General features: G+C 48.0%; 19 protein-coding genes and 1 tRNA gene. 12 read left to right on the forward strand and 8 right to left on the reverse strand.

Going from position 1 to position 18,446, the window contains the following annotated elements; all coding sequences use genetic code 11:
- Positions 1-86: 86 nt before the first annotated feature.
- From Q1A04_RS16595 to Q1A04_RS16625, 7 genes are all read left to right on the forward strand, one after another.
- Entirely contained in the window at positions 87-854 is a 768-nt protein-coding gene (locus Q1A04_RS16595; RefSeq protein WP_299708234.1) for a TatD family hydrolase, read from the forward strand.
- A gap of 4 nt (positions 855-858) precedes the next feature.
- A complete protein-coding gene (locus Q1A04_RS16600) occupies positions 859-1,923 on the forward strand; it encodes an asparaginase (protein WP_299708235.1) in 1,065 nt (354 codons plus the stop codon).
- Between the two features lie 79 nt (positions 1,924-2,002).
- Positions 2,003-2,090: transfer RNA gene (locus tag Q1A04_RS16605), tRNA-Ser, on the forward strand.
- Between the two features lie 359 nt (positions 2,091-2,449).
- A complete protein-coding gene (locus tag Q1A04_RS16610) occupies positions 2,450-2,863 on the forward strand; it encodes a hypothetical protein (RefSeq protein WP_299708236.1) in 414 nt (137 codons plus the stop codon).
- A gap of 188 nt (positions 2,864-3,051) precedes the next feature.
- The gene (locus Q1A04_RS16615) at positions 3,052-3,525 is read left to right on the forward strand and encodes a hypothetical protein (protein ID WP_299708238.1); all 474 of its coding nucleotides are present in this window, start codon (positions 3,052-3,054) and stop codon (positions 3,523-3,525) included.
- A gap of 104 nt (positions 3,526-3,629) precedes the next feature.
- On the forward strand, positions 3,630-4,073 hold the full coding sequence (gene arr, locus Q1A04_RS16620) for an NAD(+)--rifampin ADP-ribosyltransferase (protein ID WP_299708240.1): 444 nt from the start codon (positions 3,630-3,632) through the stop codon (positions 4,071-4,073).
- A gap of 159 nt (positions 4,074-4,232) precedes the next feature.
- Positions 4,233-4,760, forward strand: coding sequence for a GNAT family N-acetyltransferase (locus Q1A04_RS16625; RefSeq protein WP_299708242.1), 528 nt, complete (start codon positions 4,233-4,235; stop codon positions 4,758-4,760).
- Between the two features lie 8 nt (positions 4,761-4,768).
- Here Q1A04_RS16625 and rlmH read toward each other — a convergent pair whose 3' ends face one another.
- Positions 4,769-5,242 carry a 23S rRNA (pseudouridine(1915)-N(3))-methyltransferase RlmH gene (rlmH, locus tag Q1A04_RS16630; protein ID WP_299708244.1) on the reverse strand — a complete coding sequence of 158 codons (474 nt, stop codon included), beginning with the start codon at positions 5,240-5,242 and terminating at the stop codon, positions 4,769-4,771.
- A gap of 287 nt (positions 5,243-5,529) precedes the next feature.
- Here rlmH and Q1A04_RS16635 point away from each other — a divergent pair, with 287 nt between their 5' ends.
- Together Q1A04_RS16635 and Q1A04_RS16640 are read left to right on the forward strand one after the other, a co-directional pair.
- Complete coding sequence (locus tag Q1A04_RS16635; RefSeq protein ID WP_299708246.1) at positions 5,530-6,693, forward strand: CapA family protein; 1,164 nt, start codon at positions 5,530-5,532, stop codon at positions 6,691-6,693.
- A gap of 134 nt (positions 6,694-6,827) precedes the next feature.
- Positions 6,828-7,064 (forward strand): hypothetical protein, encoded by a 237-nt coding sequence (locus tag Q1A04_RS16640; RefSeq protein WP_299708248.1) that lies wholly within the window; start codon positions 6,828-6,830, stop codon positions 7,062-7,064.
- A gap of 161 nt (positions 7,065-7,225) precedes the next feature.
- Here Q1A04_RS16640 and Q1A04_RS16645 read toward each other — a convergent pair whose 3' ends face one another.
- The 5 genes from Q1A04_RS16645 to Q1A04_RS16665 all read right to left on the reverse strand — a co-directional run bounded on the left by Q1A04_RS16645 (position 7,226) and on the right by Q1A04_RS16665 (position 12,150).
- On the reverse strand, positions 7,226-7,486 hold the full coding sequence (locus Q1A04_RS16645) for a hypothetical protein (RefSeq protein WP_299708250.1): 261 nt from the start codon (positions 7,484-7,486) through the stop codon (positions 7,226-7,228).
- A 219-nt stretch (positions 7,487-7,705) separates the two neighbouring features.
- Positions 7,706-8,797 carry an ABC transporter permease gene (locus Q1A04_RS16650; protein ID WP_299708252.1) on the reverse strand — a complete coding sequence of 364 codons (1,092 nt, stop codon included), beginning with the start codon at positions 8,795-8,797 and terminating at the stop codon, positions 7,706-7,708.
- Complete coding sequence (locus Q1A04_RS16655) at positions 8,794-10,182, reverse strand: ABC transporter permease (protein WP_299708254.1); 1,389 nt, start codon at positions 10,180-10,182, stop codon at positions 8,794-8,796. The genes Q1A04_RS16650 and Q1A04_RS16655 overlap by 4 nt, the downstream gene beginning before the upstream one ends.
- Before the next feature lie 8 nt (positions 10,183-10,190).
- Positions 10,191-11,915: an ABC transporter substrate-binding protein gene (locus Q1A04_RS16660; RefSeq protein WP_299708256.1), complete on the reverse strand. Its 1,725-nt coding sequence runs from the start codon at positions 11,913-11,915 to the stop codon at positions 10,191-10,193.
- Between the two features lie 79 nt (positions 11,916-11,994).
- Positions 11,995-12,150, reverse strand: a complete 156-nt coding sequence (locus tag Q1A04_RS16665) for a hypothetical protein (RefSeq protein WP_299708258.1) — start codon at positions 12,148-12,150, stop codon at positions 11,995-11,997.
- A 316-nt stretch (positions 12,151-12,466) separates the two neighbouring features.
- Between Q1A04_RS16665 and Q1A04_RS16670 the strand changes: the two genes are divergently transcribed.
- Positions 12,467-13,975, forward strand: coding sequence for a hypothetical protein (locus tag Q1A04_RS16670; RefSeq protein ID WP_299708260.1), 1,509 nt, complete (start codon positions 12,467-12,469; stop codon positions 13,973-13,975).
- A 25-nt stretch (positions 13,976-14,000) separates the two neighbouring features.
- Positions 14,001-15,329 carry an MFS transporter gene (locus Q1A04_RS16675; RefSeq protein WP_299708262.1) on the forward strand — a complete coding sequence of 443 codons (1,329 nt, stop codon included), beginning with the start codon at positions 14,001-14,003 and terminating at the stop codon, positions 15,327-15,329.
- Between the two features lie 87 nt (positions 15,330-15,416).
- Here Q1A04_RS16675 and Q1A04_RS16680 read toward each other — a convergent pair whose 3' ends face one another.
- Together Q1A04_RS16680 and Q1A04_RS16685 are read right to left on the reverse strand one after the other, a co-directional pair.
- Positions 15,417-17,078, reverse strand: a complete 1,662-nt coding sequence (locus tag Q1A04_RS16680) for an amidohydrolase (protein WP_299708264.1) — start codon at positions 17,076-17,078, stop codon at positions 15,417-15,419.
- Between the two features lie 8 nt (positions 17,079-17,086).
- Positions 17,087-17,860, reverse strand: a complete 774-nt coding sequence (locus Q1A04_RS16685; RefSeq protein WP_299708266.1) for an AMP nucleosidase — start codon at positions 17,858-17,860, stop codon at positions 17,087-17,089.
- 88 nt (positions 17,861-17,948) lie between these two features.
- On the opposite strand from Q1A04_RS16685, the gene Q1A04_RS16690 reads away from it, so the two are divergent.
- A complete protein-coding gene (locus Q1A04_RS16690; protein ID WP_299708268.1) occupies positions 17,949-18,401 on the forward strand; it encodes a type I restriction enzyme HsdR N-terminal domain-containing protein in 453 nt (150 codons plus the stop codon).
- The last annotated feature ends 45 nt before the right edge of the window (positions 18,402-18,446 follow it).

The raw sequence follows: 18,446 nt of genomic DNA on the forward strand, positions 1-18,446 counted from the left end.
TTCAAACCTTCTAACTTCTTCTCCTTGCACCCTTAGCCAATAGTTTGGACATTTGCGGGGAGATAAACAGATTGAAACCGACACTCATGATTTTAGTTGATTCGCACGCACACATATACACAGAGCAGTTTAAGCAGGACCGCGACGAGGCCCTAGCCCGCGCCAAGGGCGAGGGAGTAGAGAAAATCTACATGCCCAACATTGACCACACCTCTATCGATGTGATGCTAGAGACAGAAGTGAAGCACCCGGAGCAGTGTATTGCGATGATGGGCCTGCATCCGACTTCTGTGGACAAAGACTTCGAGAAGGAGTTATACCTCGTGGAGGAATGGCTGGGCAAGCGCAAATTTGCGGCAGTGGGGGAGTGTGGCATCGATCTGTACTGGGATAAGACCTTTCTGCCACAGCAGCAAGAAGCCTTGAAGGTACAGGTGGAACTGGCTAAGAAACATCAACTGCCCATCGTGCTCCATACCCGCGACTCTTTTGAGGAGACCTACGAGATAGTGGCGGCCGCGCAGGATGGCAGTCTGAAAGGTATATTCCATTGCTTTTCGGGTACGGTGGAGCAGGCTGAGAAAGTGAAAAAACTGGGCTTTCTGATGGGTATAGGCGGGGTGGCCACGTTTAAGAACGGCGGTCTGGACAAAGTGCTGCCGCATGTGGCGTTGGAGGACTTGGTGCTCGAAACCGACTGTCCGTACCTAGCGCCTGTGCCGCACCGGGGCAAGCGCAATGAGCCGGTATACCTGCCGCTGGTAGCCCGTCGTGTGGCCGAGTTAATGAATAAACCTGTAGAGGAAGTGGCGGAAGCGACTACTCGCAACGCCTATAATCTGTTTGCCCTATAAGTCTATGGCTGTAGTTAAAATAAACATCGACACCGCCGCTCCCGCGCATCCGGAAGCCTCCATTCTCATCATTTACACCGGCGGGACGGTGGGTATGGTGTATGATGAAAGGCATCACCTGATACCTTTCAATTTCACGCAGATACTGGAGAAGGTGCCGGAGTTGAGCAATTTTAAATACATGCTCACGGTGCTCAGCATAGAACCGGCCATTGACTCGTCGAACGTATCGCTGGGCGACTGGCTGATGCTGGCCAACCTGATACGCGACAACTATGCCGACTACGATGGCTTTGTGGTGTTGCACGGTACCGATACGATGGCCTACAGTGCCTCGGCGCTAAGCTACTTGTTGGAGAACCTTGAGAAGCCCGTGATCTTTACGGGTGCCCAAGTGCCTATCGGCAGAACGCGAACCGATGCCCGCGCCAACCTTATTTCGGCTCTGCAGATAGCGGCCACCAAGGTCAACGGTAAAAGCGTGGTGCCAGAGGTATGCATTTATTTTCATAACCTGCTCATACGCGGCAACAGAGCCAAAAAAGTGGAAAGCAGGCACTTCAATGCCTTTAAGTCAGAGAACTACCCGCTGCTAGCCAAAGCCGGCATCAGCATAGACTTCTATGAAAGCGCTATTTTGAACCATCCCGAGAAGCCGCTGCATGTGCACCAACAGTTGGACAACAACGTGGCGATACTGAAGCTTTTTCCGGGTATAACGCCGCAGGTGATGCGCAGTATACTGGAGGCACCGGATCTCAAAGGATTGGTGATTGAAACCTTTGGCGCTGGCAATGCACCCACAGCCGGCTGGTTGCTGGAGATGCTCGAAAACGCTATATCGAGGGGAATCTACATCCTGAACGTGTCGCAGTGTGACGAGGGCAGGGTGGATCAAGGGCGCTATGAAACAAGCAAATTTCTGCTCAATATGGGCGTGATCGGTGGTGATGATATTACGACAGAGGCAGCTATCACCAAACTCATGTTTGTGTTAGGGCTAGACCTGCCTGCGACACAAACGCGTGAGCTGCTGGCAAGTAACCTGCGGGGCGAGATTACGAAGTAGTTATCTAAATATATTTGGGGCGCCGGGGGCAGAAATTTGCGTTAGTAAAAGATATTGGCGTATATTTGCACTCACAAAAAGAGAGCTGTCCGAGTGGTCGAAGGAGCACGCCTGGAAAGTGTGTATACCCCAAAAGGGTATCAAGGGTTCGAATCCCTTGCTCTCTGCTGCATAACCCGAAAAGGGCCTGTTGGTGTAATACCGACAGGCCCTTTTTGTTTTAGCGCTATGCTTTATCCGGTCTATCTATACCTTATTCTTCCCCATGTAGTGCTGCTAGTTGACGATGATCACCTTCTCGTCGGGCAGAAATAAGTAGCTTGAGTCGTAGCAGAAGTGGTGGTGCTTATATGACAAGCTAATACTTGACAATTTGTGAGAATGAACTATATTAGCTTAACTATATGCAAAGAGTTGCTCATACTCCCGAGAAGCTCAAAAAAATGAGCTCATTCCGACAAAACCAGCTCCGCATATATGGCGGATAAACGTCATGGTGACGTTTACACAGTAGTTAAATCCGTCATTGGGATTATTTTCAAATTTGATATTGGCGCGGTTTTCAGGCTTTTGGGGCTGGGCGGCATCAAAGGCCACTAAAGACGGCAATCAATTGAAAAAGAGCCAAAGGCATAAATGGAATTTGGGCCGAGAAGTCTTGCTTCGGCGGTGCCGGGAGAAAGCCATGAGCTTTCGGACGGGGGCGTCCAGGCAAGACTTTGGCGGGGCGAAGTTAGCGTTGGGAAATGACAAAGTCAAGGGGCTAGCTTCGGCACAGGTGGCTCTTTTTCAGGTGCTTGCTGGCAATAGAGAGGCCAATGACAGATTAGTCTTTCTTTCGATTTTAGGCCAGCCCGAGCCTGACGCCTTCGGAAACGTTGCCGATACCCGTATCAACAGCATTCCCATGAGGCTAAAGCGCCAACAGAAGGAATTTTAAAAGGAGAAAATAACCCAACGAGCAGCTTGTTTTTCCCTTTGTAAAAAAAGAAATTCCACACAGACATTACAAAAAAGGAAAAACAAGCACGGATAACTACCCGAAGAAGACATCAATCCCTACTATACCGACAGGACGTCTCCTTCCAATGATTGTTAGTGGGTATATTTAAGTATAAAAAAGAAAGAATGTACAAGCTTCTGACCTTACTTCTTCTGATACCATTCCTCGCAGTAGGTCAGGGCATTACTTCAACAGAAGTGAGCGGACAGAGTAGTATCTACAATGACGCTCTGATTCAGTACATCAAGCATCTTGATAAGAATGCTGTAAAGTTTGATACACTTTACTTGAGCAATCAACCCGAAGTTCTTACCGACAGCCTAATGGCGAAGGTAGGGAACACGTTTATAAAAATAGTCAACGAAAACGAAGGTGAGCTTAACGAAATTTTAAATAGAAAAGAAGGAATCATTTACCATTACCTTTTCCCTCTAAGCTTTCACAACGGCCAGTTTTATGTTTCAATCTTGCCTTTAGGTGCTAAAAAAGAGAAAGGAGAAATAAGGCTTTTAAATTCTGGTGGTGGTAGAGCTGCATATTCTTTTGACCAGAAGAAAAAGCAGTTCAAATTCATCAAGTATGAAAGCTGGGGAATTTAAGAACAACATCCACTAACCACACCCATAAGCCAGCTACGCCGCCTTATGGCCAAGTCCGTTGACAAGCTAACTAGACGAATCCATCATTGAGCAAACCTTTGACTATGGAACAAAAAAACGAGCATAAATCAAGTGGACAAGGTGCTTCACCTTTCGCGCAAACTTATTTTCACGGTACAAAGGCTGACTTAAAAGTTGGTGACCTAATTGAAGTTGGATATAACTCGAACTATGGGCAAAAGAAAAACACAAAATTCATATTCCTGACTGCGACATTAGACGCTGCTATTTGGGGTGCTGAACTTGCCTCTGGTGAAGGGAAAGAAAGAATTTATTTAGTAGAGCCAACTGGGGCAATTGAAGATGACCCTGACTTGACAGATAAAAAATTCCCAGGTAATCCAACAAAATCATATCGTTCAACTCATCCTTTTAAAGTGGTAGGAGAAGTTACGATCTGGCAAGGACACCCAACAGAGCAAGTTAATACGATGAAGGAACATCTTGAACGACTTAAAGAACAAGGCATTAATTCGCTAAATGATTAAATTACAAAACTTAAAGATATAGTTGTTTTAACGCACCAAGACTGATCAAAATGGACGCCCACCTTTTGACGGAAAAGAAGAACGATCCGTTAACTGGCGCTTGGCTCTTTAATCCGCCTCTGCACCTTTGCCCATCCGTCAAAAATCAAGATAAAAACCGTGAGTCATTACAGATCATTCGAAACAGAGAGGCTACTGCTAAAGCCCACAACTGAGGAAGACGCTGCCTTATTTCTGGACTTGCTGAACACGCCGAAATGGCTCAGGTATATCGGTGATCGAAATGTGAGAACACTGGAAGACGCAAAAGCATACATCAACAGTAGAATTCGGCCACAGCTAGAAAGACTCGGTTACGCGAACTATACGGTCATCCGGAAAGTAGACCAAGTAAAAGTAGGCGTATGTGGACTGTATGACCGGGAGGGGTTAGAAGGTATAGATATTGGTTTCGCATACCTTCCGGAGTATGAGCGCAATGGATACGCTTACGAAGCTGCCCATGAAATCAAACGGGCTGGCTTGGAGGAATTCGGTATAAGGCGGCTAGGAGCCATTACCTCCAAAAAGAATATTGCCTCCCAAAAGCTGTTGGAAAAGTTAGGCTTGAAGTTTAGCAAAACAGTGAAACTTCCAGACGATGACGAAGAGCTTTTGTTCTATGCATTTGTCAGCGACGCTTCCTAGCTGCCGCATCAATCGTGGTGGTATTTCTCGCCCCGCAGGATGGTGAAGCCCCGATAGAGCTGCTCCACAAAAAACAGCCGGATCATCTGGTGCGAGAACGTCATTTTGGAGAGTGATATCTTGTCGTTAGCCCGCTCGTAAAGGGCAGGGGAGAAACCAAACGCGCCTCCAATGATGAAGACCAGATTGGTGGTAACAGAGTTCAGCTTTTTTTGCAGGAAGTGGGCATACTCGGTGGAGGTAAAAGTCTTGCCCTTCTCATCGAGCAGGATCACGTGGTCGCCGTCTTGAATTTTTTGCAACAAGAGCTTGCCTTCAGCCTCCTTTAGGTTATCCGCCGTAAACTTCCCGCCCTGTTTGATGTCTGGAATGATGATGAACTCGAAGGCGTGGTAGTGTTTGAGTCTTTTAAGGTATTTGGCTATACCCTCCTCTAAAAACGCTTCGTCGGTCTTGCCAATGGCGATGAGCTTGATCTTCATGCAGTGTTGCCTTTTCCGCCAATTTCGCTTTAAATAACGTTTTTTGCAACCTTTCCTAGCTTAGGAAGCCGTACAAGAGTTTCGTCTATACCTGTTTAGACCATGAGACTAGCTATTTTCAGGTATGCCCTTCTGCAGATAATCCTTAATCTACAATTCTCTTATACAAACCTGTAGTACTGCTACCGGCGGCATGGCCAGTATCACACCGATGTACCTTCTGTCCGTTTAGCTAAGTATACCTTAGTAGGAAAGGTCTTGGGAATAGCAATAATTTAACCAACTTATTGAACACGGATCCGTCACAATTAAAGAACTCCGGAGACCCCGATGCAACTAACGATTCGCGGGGTGTAACGCTATTTTTGTGCGGTGACGTTATGACCGGACGCGGGATCGATCAGGCTATGTCCCAGTCCGTCAGCTCTGTTATCTACGAGTCTTATGTGAAAGATGCCCGGGACTATGTACGACTGGCCGAGCGTAAGAATGGCCCTATAAGGCAGCCCATTTCTTATGCCTATAGCTGGGGAGACGCGCTGGCGGTATGGCGCGCATTTTCACCTGATCTTAAAATCATCAATCTGGAGACCAGCATTACCACACATCCGGAGCCATGGCTAGATAAACCGGTGCAATACCGGATGCATCCTGCTAATGTTGCTGTACTGAGGGCGGCGGGAATTAACCTTGTGTCGCTTGCCAATAACCATACCTTAGACTGGCAACGGGAGGGGTTATTGGAAACCTTGCGTACCCTTCAGAAAGCCGGTATCCATTATGTAGGAGCTGGACGCGACCTGCAGGAGGCCGCTAAGCCAGCTGTGCTAAAGGTGAGACAGGGGCGGGTGATTGTACTGGCCTATGGCTCAGAAACAGGCGGAGTGCCCCATGACTGGGCGGCTACCGCTCGGCAATCCGGTGTTAATCTGTTACCTGATTTGAGCATGAGCACTGTAAGAAATATCAGTAAGCAGGTGAAAGCGCTGAAGCAGCCCGGCGATATTGTGGTTTTTTCGGTGCACTGGGGCAGCAATTGGGGCCATGCTATACCTGATACGCAGCGCAGTTTCGCTCACTGGCTTATAGACAGTTCCGGGGTAGACCTGATTCACGGCCACTCCTCACACCACCCCCGCGCCATAGAGGTATATAAAGGAAAGCTCATCCTGTACGGAGCTGGCGATTTCATCAACGACTATGAAGGTATAAGCGGGCACGAGGCGTATAGGGGTGATTTGACGCTCCTATATTTTCCAGTTATAGATGCCGCCACGGGTAAGCTGCTCTCTGCCAAGCTGGTGCCTATGCAGATCCGGAATTTTAGGTTAAACTACGCCAGTGCCGCAGACAGTAGGTGGCTGACAAACAAACTGGACGAAGAAAGCCGGCAGTACGGTACTATGTTGCAATTGGATGATAAAGGTATCATAAGACTGCAGTGGCGATAGCACGTTATCAGATTGTGGGACGGCTTGTTTATCCTGATTCTAAATTACTCTATAACAACAGATTAACGAAACCTGCGAATAGGCACAGCAAGTAAAAAGAATATTAACTAATGTTTGAACTAAACCGAAACGATATGGAAGCTACATGCAATAACTGCAATCACTGGGAGCAGGACCAACAGAAAGTACAACTACAGAGTAAAGATTTTGGTGTGTGCGACGAACTGACAGGCCAGCACGCCCTAGAGCCTGCTTATGTATTACCGCTTGTGCATGAAGGACAGGAGGACAAAAAACCGCGACAGTTCGAGATGATCACGGGCGCCATGTTCGGTTGCAACCACTTCAGTGAGCGCAAAAGATGGGTATAAGCCCCATTAGGCCATAAAACAACAAATGCCCTGCAGTCTTCCTGCAGGGCAAATGCCTAATCTAAACACAAACAACCAACACTGTTAATTACTAAACTTCTATTCTATTCTAATCTATTCTATTTTTAAGGTTAACCTGCCTTTCAGGTTTGTCGCCGTACTTAGTACCGCAGAAAAGGCGTGTTCCCTATACCGGAGAAACTGTCCAGTATACCCACAAAGTAACCTCCTATAAAAAGTCCGTTACCCTTTTTTACGGCATCGGATCCTACAGATGAATCAATTACCTCACCATCTATAGTCGAAAAATCTATTGCTGCTTCTACCTGCGTATAAGCTTTGGCGGGTTGAATAGCCGATAATACTGCGCAGACGCCGCTTTCTAAGCCGGATTTAACTGCTTTGCTTCCATAGTATTTCATGTGCGTGGTAGGGTTATGGGGTTTGTATAGGACAATGATACAGATTAACCTGAGTATAAAAGAGGAATGTTCTTTTGAAAAGGTAACAACTGATTAAGTTATAGTTTAAATAGATAGGAGTCCTGAAAAAAGGTTTTATAGACCCAAAATTGAGAAAAAGAGGCCTTTGCTCGTGGTGCCGGTCTTTATTTGAGGTAATTTTTAAGTAAAAAGGTAACGTCAGGATACCCTATGTTGTGATGCGCGAAGTAGATAATAACTGCAAGTTTGCAATGCGAGCACAGTTGCCGAAAGCGTGGCCCCAGGTATAACCACCAGCCACCAAGCAGAAGTGTTGGCACGGATGCCCGCAATAATACGCCCCCAGCTAACCAGTTCCGACGATACCCCGATGTTTAGGAAAGAGAGGGTGGACTCGAGCATCAGAAGTCCCGCCAGTCCGAAAGAGAAAGCCACGGCTACAGGAGGAAGCAGATGAGGAAGGGCATGCTTTACCATCAGGCGGGATTCGGGCACCCCGAGACTGGTAGCTGCCTCAAAAAAAGGAAGCGTGCGTATGCGCAGCATTTCGGCCCGTGCCAGTCTGGCTGGGCCCGTCCAGAAAGTGAGCACCAGTAGTATCGATAGCGCCATCAAGGTAGGAGGAAACAAAGCCGCTAGTGCCAAGATCAGAACAAGTCGGGGTATACTGGTTTCAATTTCAATTAACCTCAGTACGAGCCCGTCTAAGGGCAAACTGGATTTTGCCTTGAGATAGGGTATGCGTTTAAGAAGCGCGCCTATACCTACCACCAATAGAGCAGGCACTGCCAAAGCCAGCAGGGCAGCGAGCCAATAATCGGTGGAAGCTACCTGAAGGGAGGTAAGCTGCAGGGGCACATAAAGGGCATAGAACAGAAAAAAGAACAGTGCCGGAACTAGCATTAACTTCCGCCCGCGACTGATGCTGGCCCGACGGTCACCGTAGAAGCCGGAGGCGGCACCCAGTAGCAGACCTAATAGGGACGCCAGCAGCATAACCGGCAAACTAATGGCGAATGCCGAGCGGGTGCCGTAAGCCAAGTTCGAGAGCAGATCCCGTCCCAGTCCGTCGGTGCCAAGCCAATGAAAAGACTTGTCCTCTTGAAATCGTGTCCAGTCAAACGGGCGGGTATAAACAGCGTCAAGGTCTAACTCGTTGGGTTGGAAAGGCAGCGGAAGCCACGGCAGGATAATCGCTACCAATCCAAGAAAGAGCAAAAAGCTGAGCGCCAGTCTGAAGGCGGGCGCCGACTGCCAAGCCGATTTTATAAGAATGATCAGGTGCTTCATCTGGCAGCTTGTCTTAGCCGTGGATCAGCCACATGGTACAACAAATCCGCCAGCAGGTGGGAGAGCAGTTTAAACAAGGCGATAACCACCACGATGCCCACGATAACAGGGTAGTCACGGGCCAACACCGAATCTATGAGTAACCGCCCGACTCCCGGAATGGCGAAAATCGTTTCGATGATAACGGCACCCGCCACAAGGGCTGGAAGAAAATCTGATAGAAGCGTGATAACAGGCAGCAGCGCATTGCGCAACATGTGCCTGCGGATAACAGCGCTTTCGGAGAGTCCCTTCGCACGTGCCGTCCGGATGTAATCCTGCTCAGAAACAGCCTTTAAGGCATGGTAAAACTGATTGGTAAGGTATGGCAGGTTGACTAGCACAAGGCTGATCATAGGCAGGGCCATGTACTGCAGCCATTGGCTCATGCGCGCGAACAGGTTAGGTTCGCTGGCCGTGTGGTAGCCCATGCCATACACGGGAAACAGCTGCAGGAAAGCCGGACTGGCCAATAGCACCAGCAAAAGTATGGCCAGCACAAACACAGGGATACTATCCAGCAGAAAGAGGAATGGCAGAGTAATTTGACGCCACTTCCGACCAGCCCGCCGGATCATGAGCAAGGCCAGCTCCATAGCCAAGAGCGAGGCGAAGACCATGCTGGCCAGCAGCAGCCACCACGTGTTGCCAATGGCCTCGTAAAGCACCTGAGCCACCGGTCGCCCATCACGCAGTGAGATTCCCCAGTTCCCTTTTGCCATGCCACTGAACCAGAGATGATATTGATTAGACAGGCCATGCCATTGAAAAGCTGGCTGTAGATAGCGATGCTTTATTGAAGTGTTGAGCAAGGTATAACCGTCCGCCAACATTCGTTGCTTTTGTGTGTCTGATGTGGGGGCTAGGGGCAGGGTGTCCAGTGCCTGCAAAGCGTGCTGCAACTGGACTGGCTGGGTATGTTGGTAGATGGCATACAGGTATGGCTGAAGAATTGTCCGCTGCTGTTCAGCAATTGCCGTTTCGAATCCTTTCAGATTTCTGAAAAAGAGGGTGGCTTGCCGCGGATCGCCATACCTTAAAGCCAAGCGTTCCAAGAACAGGCGGTCGCGCATCGGGAAAACTCGGTGTAGGGTGTCCGGTGTGGCACCCGATGCGACACTGAAGTAGAATAAGGGCAGGTCTTGGTTGGTACTCCGTAGAAATTCGCGATAGGCGCGGTCGAGAACGGTGGCATCGCCTCGGCTGTAATAGCCGGGGTCAGCTTGGTTCAACTGCTCGCTACCATAGGTGCCCGGCATCACTTTACTGATTAGAAACACAGCGGTAGCGATGCTCCAAAGCACAAGTGTGGCTAACAACAGGCGTTTTAGCAGGGAAGTAGCCATTCGGGAAATCAGGGCTTGAGCATAAAGGCGCTTAGGTCATAGTAAGGTCTTACACCCGATACCTTGGTATTGGTAAAACGATTGTGTATGGCCATTTTCTCTTTCCGGAAATAAAGCGAAAGGAAAGTGGCTTCCTCGTGCAGAATTTCTTGCAGGCGCTTCAGCAACCTAGCTTTTTCTTCCGGGTCTTGCGACGTGTTGATCTCATCTAGGAGTGCGTCACTTTCAGGGGTGCCAAACCCGGTCGTGTTAAAGCCTCCCAATCCGGCATAGGAAGTATGGAAAAGCGGCTTGTAATTAAACACAAAGGGGTTGCCCGAAATACCGCGCAAAAACATATCGAAATCGTGCTGGTCTAATTTCTGGCTGTACACATTGCCCTCCAGCGCCTGCAGGGTGACAGGTATGCCGACTTTAGCGGCATTCTGCTGAAAAATGAGGGCAGTCTGTTCGTAAACCGTGTTACCGGCTCTGTAAAGCAGGTTGATGTCCAATTTCAAGCGCTGCCCTCCTTCATTGCGGTACCAACCATCCTTGTCCTGTATCCAGCCGGCGGATTTCAAAAGGCGGATGGCTTCTTCAGGGTTAAAGGTATAGGGATTGATGCCGGAGTGATAGAATGATTTGACACTAGGAGGAACCGGACCAACCGTGGGGCTGGCATAAGATTGCTGCGTTACCTTGATCAGGCTGGCGGCGTCCATCAGGTGTGCGATGGCCTGTCTGGTGCGCTTGTCACTTAACTTAGGAGAGCGCGAGTTAATGCCGGCGTACACTAAGTCAAAGCCCTGCGGTGCGTGTAGGTTATATTCCTCTTGGAAAGACGCGTTCTGTCGGAGCTGCTCAAACTCGGCAACGGGGATGTTGTCGAGTACATCCAGTTGTCTGTTCTGCAGGGCGAGCAGCGCCGTAGTGTTATCTGGTATGATTTGGAAGCTAATGCGTTCCGGTTTTGCTGTGAGGTAGCTGGTCGCGCTGCCGGTTGTGCCGCCCCACCAGTTTTCTTTTCGCTGAAGCGTGATGTACTGACCCGATGCCCAGTCGCTAAGGGTATAGCCCCCGCTTCCCAGCAGCAGGTCTTTGCTTTCAGTAGAGCCGAGACGATTGAAGCGCTCAGCCAAAGTCTTGATACGGGTCGTGTTATATTGGGTGCTGTCAGTCTTTATTAACGAGGGAATAGTAACTGATACCAGTACGCGCTCCGGATCGAGCAAGTATTCCGGTAGAATAAAGAAATCACCTGTGAGCAACTCCATTTCGGGGGAGAAACCGGTGCAAACGAGGGTGAAATGTTTGGGATTGTCTTTGCTAACGATGACGTCGCGGATGAACTCGACTTGAGGCTTTATCTGCTCATTGCGCACATGCGGTGCTTTGAGTAGTTTCAAGGTAAATGCCACGTCATGCCCTGTCACGGGACTGCCGTCTGCCCACTCGGCTTCTGGGCGGATGCTGTATCTAAAAAAAGAAAGCGAGTCGTTGCGCTCCACTTCCGGAAAAGAGGAGGCAAGACCCGGCTTAAGTGTATTGTCATCCAGATCCACAGTCAGTAGGCTGTTATAAAGCAGGTTGATGATCTGGAGCGCTTCTAAGCTATTGTAGCTAACCGGGTTAAGATTAGCCGGGTCGATTACTAGACGCACACGAACTTCATCAGGCTGCCTTTCAGGCTGACTGCAGAAACTGAGGAGTAAGATTAAAAAACTGAGTGAGAATGCTAATATTTTCCGCATCGTTGTCTAATTGCTCGCAGTGAAATGGAGTAAAGGCAAGATAGGGAAATTGGGGCAATTCTCAAGAAAAGGAATATGCCTATTTCTCTACGTTCGTCCAAGCCCCTGAACCACCATTTGTTCTAATAGTATTCTCTTTGTTAGACTTTTTGCCGTCTTTGTTCTGCTCCTTTGTGTCTTCAGCAGGGGAGCCGATCAATAAATTCAGAACGATAGTGATGATGATAGTTGCCATGTTTCTTAGGGTTAAGTCGGTTTGTTATTGAAACAAAGATTGACACAGATAAGGATAAAATAAAAGAAAGTTTTTGCTAAAAAGTAACTATGATTATATTTAATAAATATATAATTAAAATTATAATAAATCTAATTATTTGCGTTTAAGCAATTATATTTATATTTAGCTATATGTTTAAGCTCAAAAAGTAACTTAACCTAAGCGATTGAAGCTTTAAATAATAGGAAAATAGCTGTAGCCAGCGCTCAATACTGCGTTTAAAAGGCTAATGGGTTTCTAATATATAGAATTTTTACTGGATCTCTCACCTCGCATGGAAGAAATTAGAAAGCTTATTGACATTGTTTCAACTTGCAGTCAATCAGATGCTGCCCTTTTAGAAGGAAAGAAGCAAAGTATAAAAGAGAAGAAATTTATTCAGGGTATAGAGGGTGGTCTTTATACCACAGACGAGGAGGCGGCTAAAGACCTTTATAAAACACACCCGAATGATGTGAGGTATAAAATGCTGAAGCACAGGGTTAAAAAGAAGCTGTTTAACGAACTTAGCTATGTAAATCCTCAGAAAGTGACTACAAATTTTGTACAGCAAAAGGAGATACAGTGTAACAGCTTAATTTATCAGGCTAACATCGTGCGTGTACGCTATGAATTTGATCTGGTAACCAATTTGGCTAGTAAAGCCTTGGCAATAGCGCAGGAGTTTGATTTTATTGACTTAAAAGTATCTGCGCTGGAGTTATTAAGTCTGAGTTACTCTGAGCAGAGTTATGCAAAAAAGTTTACGGCAGCTCAAGAGGAACTTAAAACCGCTATGAGTCACTTTTTGAAGGAACGAGAGGCCGTTTCACTCTTTCAGCACGCCACAATTCAATTACGTAAGTCCACTAAATCACGGAAAGAGTTTTTGCCCCTTCTGCCAAAGATTATCAAGAAGCTTGAGGAACTCTGGAAAGGCTCAGGTACATTCAGCGCTTACTACGCCTACTATAGAACATACATTATGTACCATGAGCTAGAAGGTAATTTTAAGGAAATAATAGACATCACGGTTGATGCTTTAAGGCGAGTTAGCGAAAATAAGATAAATGCACATAGGTTTGAAATAAGCTACAATAATTACATCATGGTATACGCACATTTGCGTGCGAAATTCTTTAATGATGGCCTAGTATATGCCGAGAAAAACCTGTCACTTTACAACCCCGCAACCAGAAACTGGTTTGCTTACATGGAGAATTATTTCCTGCTGGCGGTGCACGCCAAGCAGTATGAGTTAGGGAACACCTTACAGCGAAAGATTTTTGATAATACCGCTTTCCACATAATTCCAACTATTGCGAAAGAGCGATGGCTGTTATACCGCGCTTACTTCAGATTGATTTATCCGAATGCGACCATCCGGGAAGGGGAGGCCAATAACCCCTATCTGCTCTCTTTGCCGGAATATAGTAAAGATAAACTGGGCTTTAATGTGGCCATTCTCACACTACAGTTTATCTATTTGTTAGAACGCGGGGAAACTGAAGCCTTGCTATACCGCATCGATAGTATCAAAAAATATGTTTCGACACACTTGAAAGATGCCTTCAGTCTGAGAAGTAAGCTTTTCTTGAAACTACTGGTGCTCACGGTGACCGAGGATTACGATGCCGTGGCTTGCCGTACCAAAGGAGAGGCGCTCTACAAAAAGCTGATTGACACGCCGGCTCCTGGTGATGCCTATGCAGAAATTGAGATTGTGCCTTATGAGCATTTGTGGGATCTAATTTTGCAGATTCTCAGCAAAGCCGAGGTGAACTCATCAGGGCGTATGCGCTAAGCGAATATTTTCCTATATTTCAGCTATGCAAAAGAACGATCCGACTATTACCAGAGCTTGGTGCGTCTATGATTGGGCAAATTCCGTGTATTCGCTCGTTATCATCTCCACTATTTTTCCAATCTATTACAGTGCGGTATCCAAACACCCTGAAACGGGATCTACGCTGGTTAACTTTTTTAGGGTAGAACTTCAGAGCTCTGTACTCTTTTCGTACGCGGTATCCGGTTCTTTTCTGCTGATCGTGATCATGAACCCCTTCCTAACGGCCATAGCAGACTACAGCGGGCGCAAGAAGCTATTCATGCAATTGTTTTGTTACGTGGGCTCCATTTCGTGCGCCAGCCTCTTTTTCTTTACCAGAGAGACCTTCTCAATCTCGGTTGTTTTGTTCATGCTGGCGTCCATTGGGTTTACCGGCAGTATCGTGTTCTACAATTCCTATCTGCCCGAAATCGCAACCGAAGACCAGTATGACCGTCTGAGCGCACGTGGTTTTGCCATGGGCTATGTTGGCAGTGTGCTTCTGCTCATCTTTAATTTAGCCATGATATTGCAGCCGGGCTGGTTTGGCATCGCCGTTGATAACACAAGCCTGGCACCACGCATTGCTTTCCTGACCACCGGGCTTTGGTGGTTTGGCTTTGCGCAGTATACCTTCTATCACCTGCCTGCCAATGTCTATCAGAAAAACCCGCAGGGCAGTTGGATCCTGAATGGGGTGAAGGAGCTTAAAAAGGTGCTGAATCAGGTAAAGGGACTTCACTTGCTCAAGCGCTACCTGCTGGCCTATTTCTTTTTTAACATGGGTGTACAGACTGTGATGTATGTTGCCACGCTCTTTGGAATAGAAGTCCTACAGCTGCCGAGTGATAACCTCATCATCACCATTCTGATTATTCAGCTGGTGGCCATTGCCGGTGCCTATGGTTTCGCAGCGCTCTCCGCTAGGTATGGTAACATCAGGGCATTGATCATTGCCGTGATCATCTGGATTGGCATTTGTATTGCAGCGTATTTTATCACTACCGCATTTGAGTTTTATATACTGGCCGCCGTAGTTGGTTCTGTGATGGGAGGGGTTCAATCGCTTTCACGCTCCACTTACTCCAAACTGATTCCGGCCACCACAAAGGACCATGCTTCCTATTTCAGTTTCTATGATATCACAGAGAAGATTTCCATTATGCTCGGCACACTCGCCTATGGGGCCATTGCACAGGTGACGGGCTCCATGCGCTACAGCATTTTAGCGTTGATCATTTTCTTCGCCCTCGGCCTGATCTTCCTGTCGCTTATTAAAGGCAAAAAATCGCTAGAACCTCAGGGTGAGGCAGAAGCCGTGGCGCACTAGGTATAGCGGAAGCGTTTAACAAAAAACGGCAGCCTGATCGGGCTGCCGTTTTTTGTGTTGAAACTTCAATTATTAACTGATCACTGTCTATTTCTTGTATACCTGCACCCCGTTCACATAGGTGCGGAGCACTTGCAGGCCGCGCATCTGGTCGTTGGCAACCTTCATCAGGTCCCGGTCCACGATGATGAAGTCGGCGAATTTGCCGGGTTCTATGCTGCCTTTCTCGTTTTCTTCGAAAGCGGCTTTAGCAGCCCAGATCGTCATGCCGCGCATGGCTTCTTCGCGACTCAGGGCGTTCTCCATCTGGAAACCACCTTCCGGCCAGTTCTCTCCATCCTGACGAGCCACCGCCGCATGGAAACCAAATATCGGGTTAATATCCTCTACCGGAAAGTCGCTGCCTAGTGGCATGTAGCCGTTTTGGTCCAACAGTTGCTTGAAAGGGTAGGCGTGGGCGATGCGTTCCTTGCCTAGGCGGTCGCCAGCCCAGTACATGTCCGATGTGGCATGCGTCGGCTGTACAGATGGCAGCACGCTATAGTTGCCGAACTTATCCATATCCGCAGGGTTCACGATCTGGGAGTGCTCTATGCGCCAACGCTTGTCGTTATTGCTGCCTAGCACTTCTCCGTAGATATCGAGCAACAGACGGTTTGCTGAGTCACCAATAGCATGCGTGTTCATCTGGAAGCCGTGCTGGTTGAGCAGTTTGGCGATATCGCGAAACTCCTGCTCGGAAGCCAGCAGGAAACCATAATGGGCCGTGCGGTCGCTATAAGGATTGATCAGGTTCGCACCACGGGAGCCTAAAGCTCCGTCAGAGTAAACTTTAAAAGAGCGCACATTCAGGCGATCAGACTTATAAGGGCCGTTAGCAAAATAATGGTCTTGATTTACCTTACCCGGGTTCATCATCGCGTATACACGCATCTGCAGTTCGCCACTTTTGTGCATGGCGTCCATCAGATCAACGGTAGACTTGTCCAGTCCGGCATCAGCCACAGAGGTCAGGCCTACGGCAAAGCAGTTTTTCTCTGCGTTTTGCAAAGCTTGGCGCTGTTCCTGCTCGTCAGCTTCCGGTATTTTTGAGCTAACTAAGTCGATGGCATTATCAATCAGGATACCGGTCATTTTACCGCCTTCCACTTCAACCAATCCACCCACCATTTTAGTCTGAGGGGTTATGCCCGCCAAATCCAGCGCTTTTTGGTTTACTAGAGCGGCATGGCCGTCTATTCGGGTAAGAATGATAGGAGTGTCCGGAAAGAGTACGTCCAGCGTGTCCTTAGTCGGAAATTCCTTCACTGGCCAGTCGTTTTGATCCCAGCCACGGCCCGTGATCCAGTCCGCTTCGGGGTATGCCTTTTGCTGGTCTACTACTTTCTGCACTACTTCTTTGAAAGAGGCAGTACCATTTAAGTCAGCTGACTGCAGGCCCAGACCATAGCGGTAGAAGTGGGCGTGCCCATCAATCAGGCCGGGGTAGATGGTTTTGCCCTCGGCGTCGAGTTCTTGGGTGGCGGCATATTTGGCCCGGATGTCGGCGGAAGTACCTACGGCTACGATCTTGCCATCTTTCACGGCAAAGGCCTCCGCCTGATCGAAGTTTTCATTCACCGTGTACACGTTGCCATTGTACACGATCAGGTCAACCGACTCGCCGCCGGTGTTACTGGTATTGCAGCTACACAGAAGGGTGAGGCCCAGTAGGGCGGTGGCTGCAAAGGAGCGTAGTGTTTTTTTCATGTATGTGCTTATTCGAAACGCATGTGTTTCACGGATTCACCCGAGTTGATCAACTCGATCAGGGAGTCTATACCGATGCTGAGGTGTTTTTCTACATAATTAGTGGTTACCAGCTTATCGCTCTCCGAGGTTTTCACCCCTTCCGGAATCATTGGATTATCCGATACGAGCAGCAGGGCGCCGTGCGGAATCTCGTTAATGAAACCGACTGTAAAGATGGTAGCAGTTTCCATGTCGATGCCGATAGCGCGAATCTGGCGCAGGTATTCTTTAAAGTCTTCGTCATGCTCCCATACGCGGCGGTTGGTGGTATACACGGTACCAGTCCAGTAGTCCATCTCGTGCTTTTTGATCATGGACGAAACGGAACGCTGCAGACGGAAAGAAGGAAGGGCCGGAATTTCTGGTGGCAGGTAGTCATCGGATGTACCCTCACCGCGGATAGCCGCGATCGGCAAAATCAGGTCACCAATGGCAGTCTTTCGCTTCAAGCCGCCACATTTGCCTAGGAAAAGGGCCGCTTTTGGCTTTACAGCAGAGAGCAGGTCCATTACAGTGGCTGCCATGGCGCTGCCCATGCCGAAGTTGATAATAGTAATGTTATTGGCCGTGGCCGTCTGCATCGGTTTGTCCAGTCCTTTTATCTCTACGCCGAAACGGTCAGCGAACATACGCACATAGTTGATAAAGTTGGTAAGCAGAATATACTCGCCGAATTCATCTAAAGGCACACCGGTGTACCGAGGCAACCAGTCGCTTACAATCTCTTCTTTGCTCTTCATGTTTTAAATATAAGTAAATAGGTATAAAAAAGCCGCCTTAACAACAGGGGTTGCTGGGGCGGAGGCTGTAAAATTGGTAAATTGCGTCATGGAAATGCTGAACTTACCAAGGTTTGATTACAAAATTAAGCATTCTGGCGCTAATGTCCTGATTTTTGACGCCCTTCGTCGCAAATATGTGCTGCTCACGCCTGAAGAATGGGTTAGGCAGCATTTCGCGCATTTTTTGATCGGTACCCACCAGTATCCTAAAAGCCTTATCAGTATAGAACGGGGTACCACCTACAACAAGTTGCAAAAACGTACCGATATGTGCGTGTACGATCAGGCAGGTAAGCCCTATCTGTTAGTGGAGTGCAAGGCGGCGCATGTGCCTATTACGCAGGATGTCGTAAAACAGGTGTCGGTTTATAATCAAGTGCTGCAGGCCCGCTATGTGGTTATCACCAATGGAATGGAGCACTACTGCTGGGAAGTAGATTTTGAAACCCGACAATTTACACCGCTGCAAGGTATTCCGGCTTTTGGAGCAGCGGTATAGCACATACCCCTTGCAATTATACCCCTATTGGGTGAGTACATCATG

This window comes from uncultured Pontibacter sp. (assembly GCF_947499215.1).
In the GTDB taxonomy this organism is placed as follows: Bacteria; Bacteroidota; Bacteroidia; order Cytophagales; family Hymenobacteraceae; genus Pontibacter.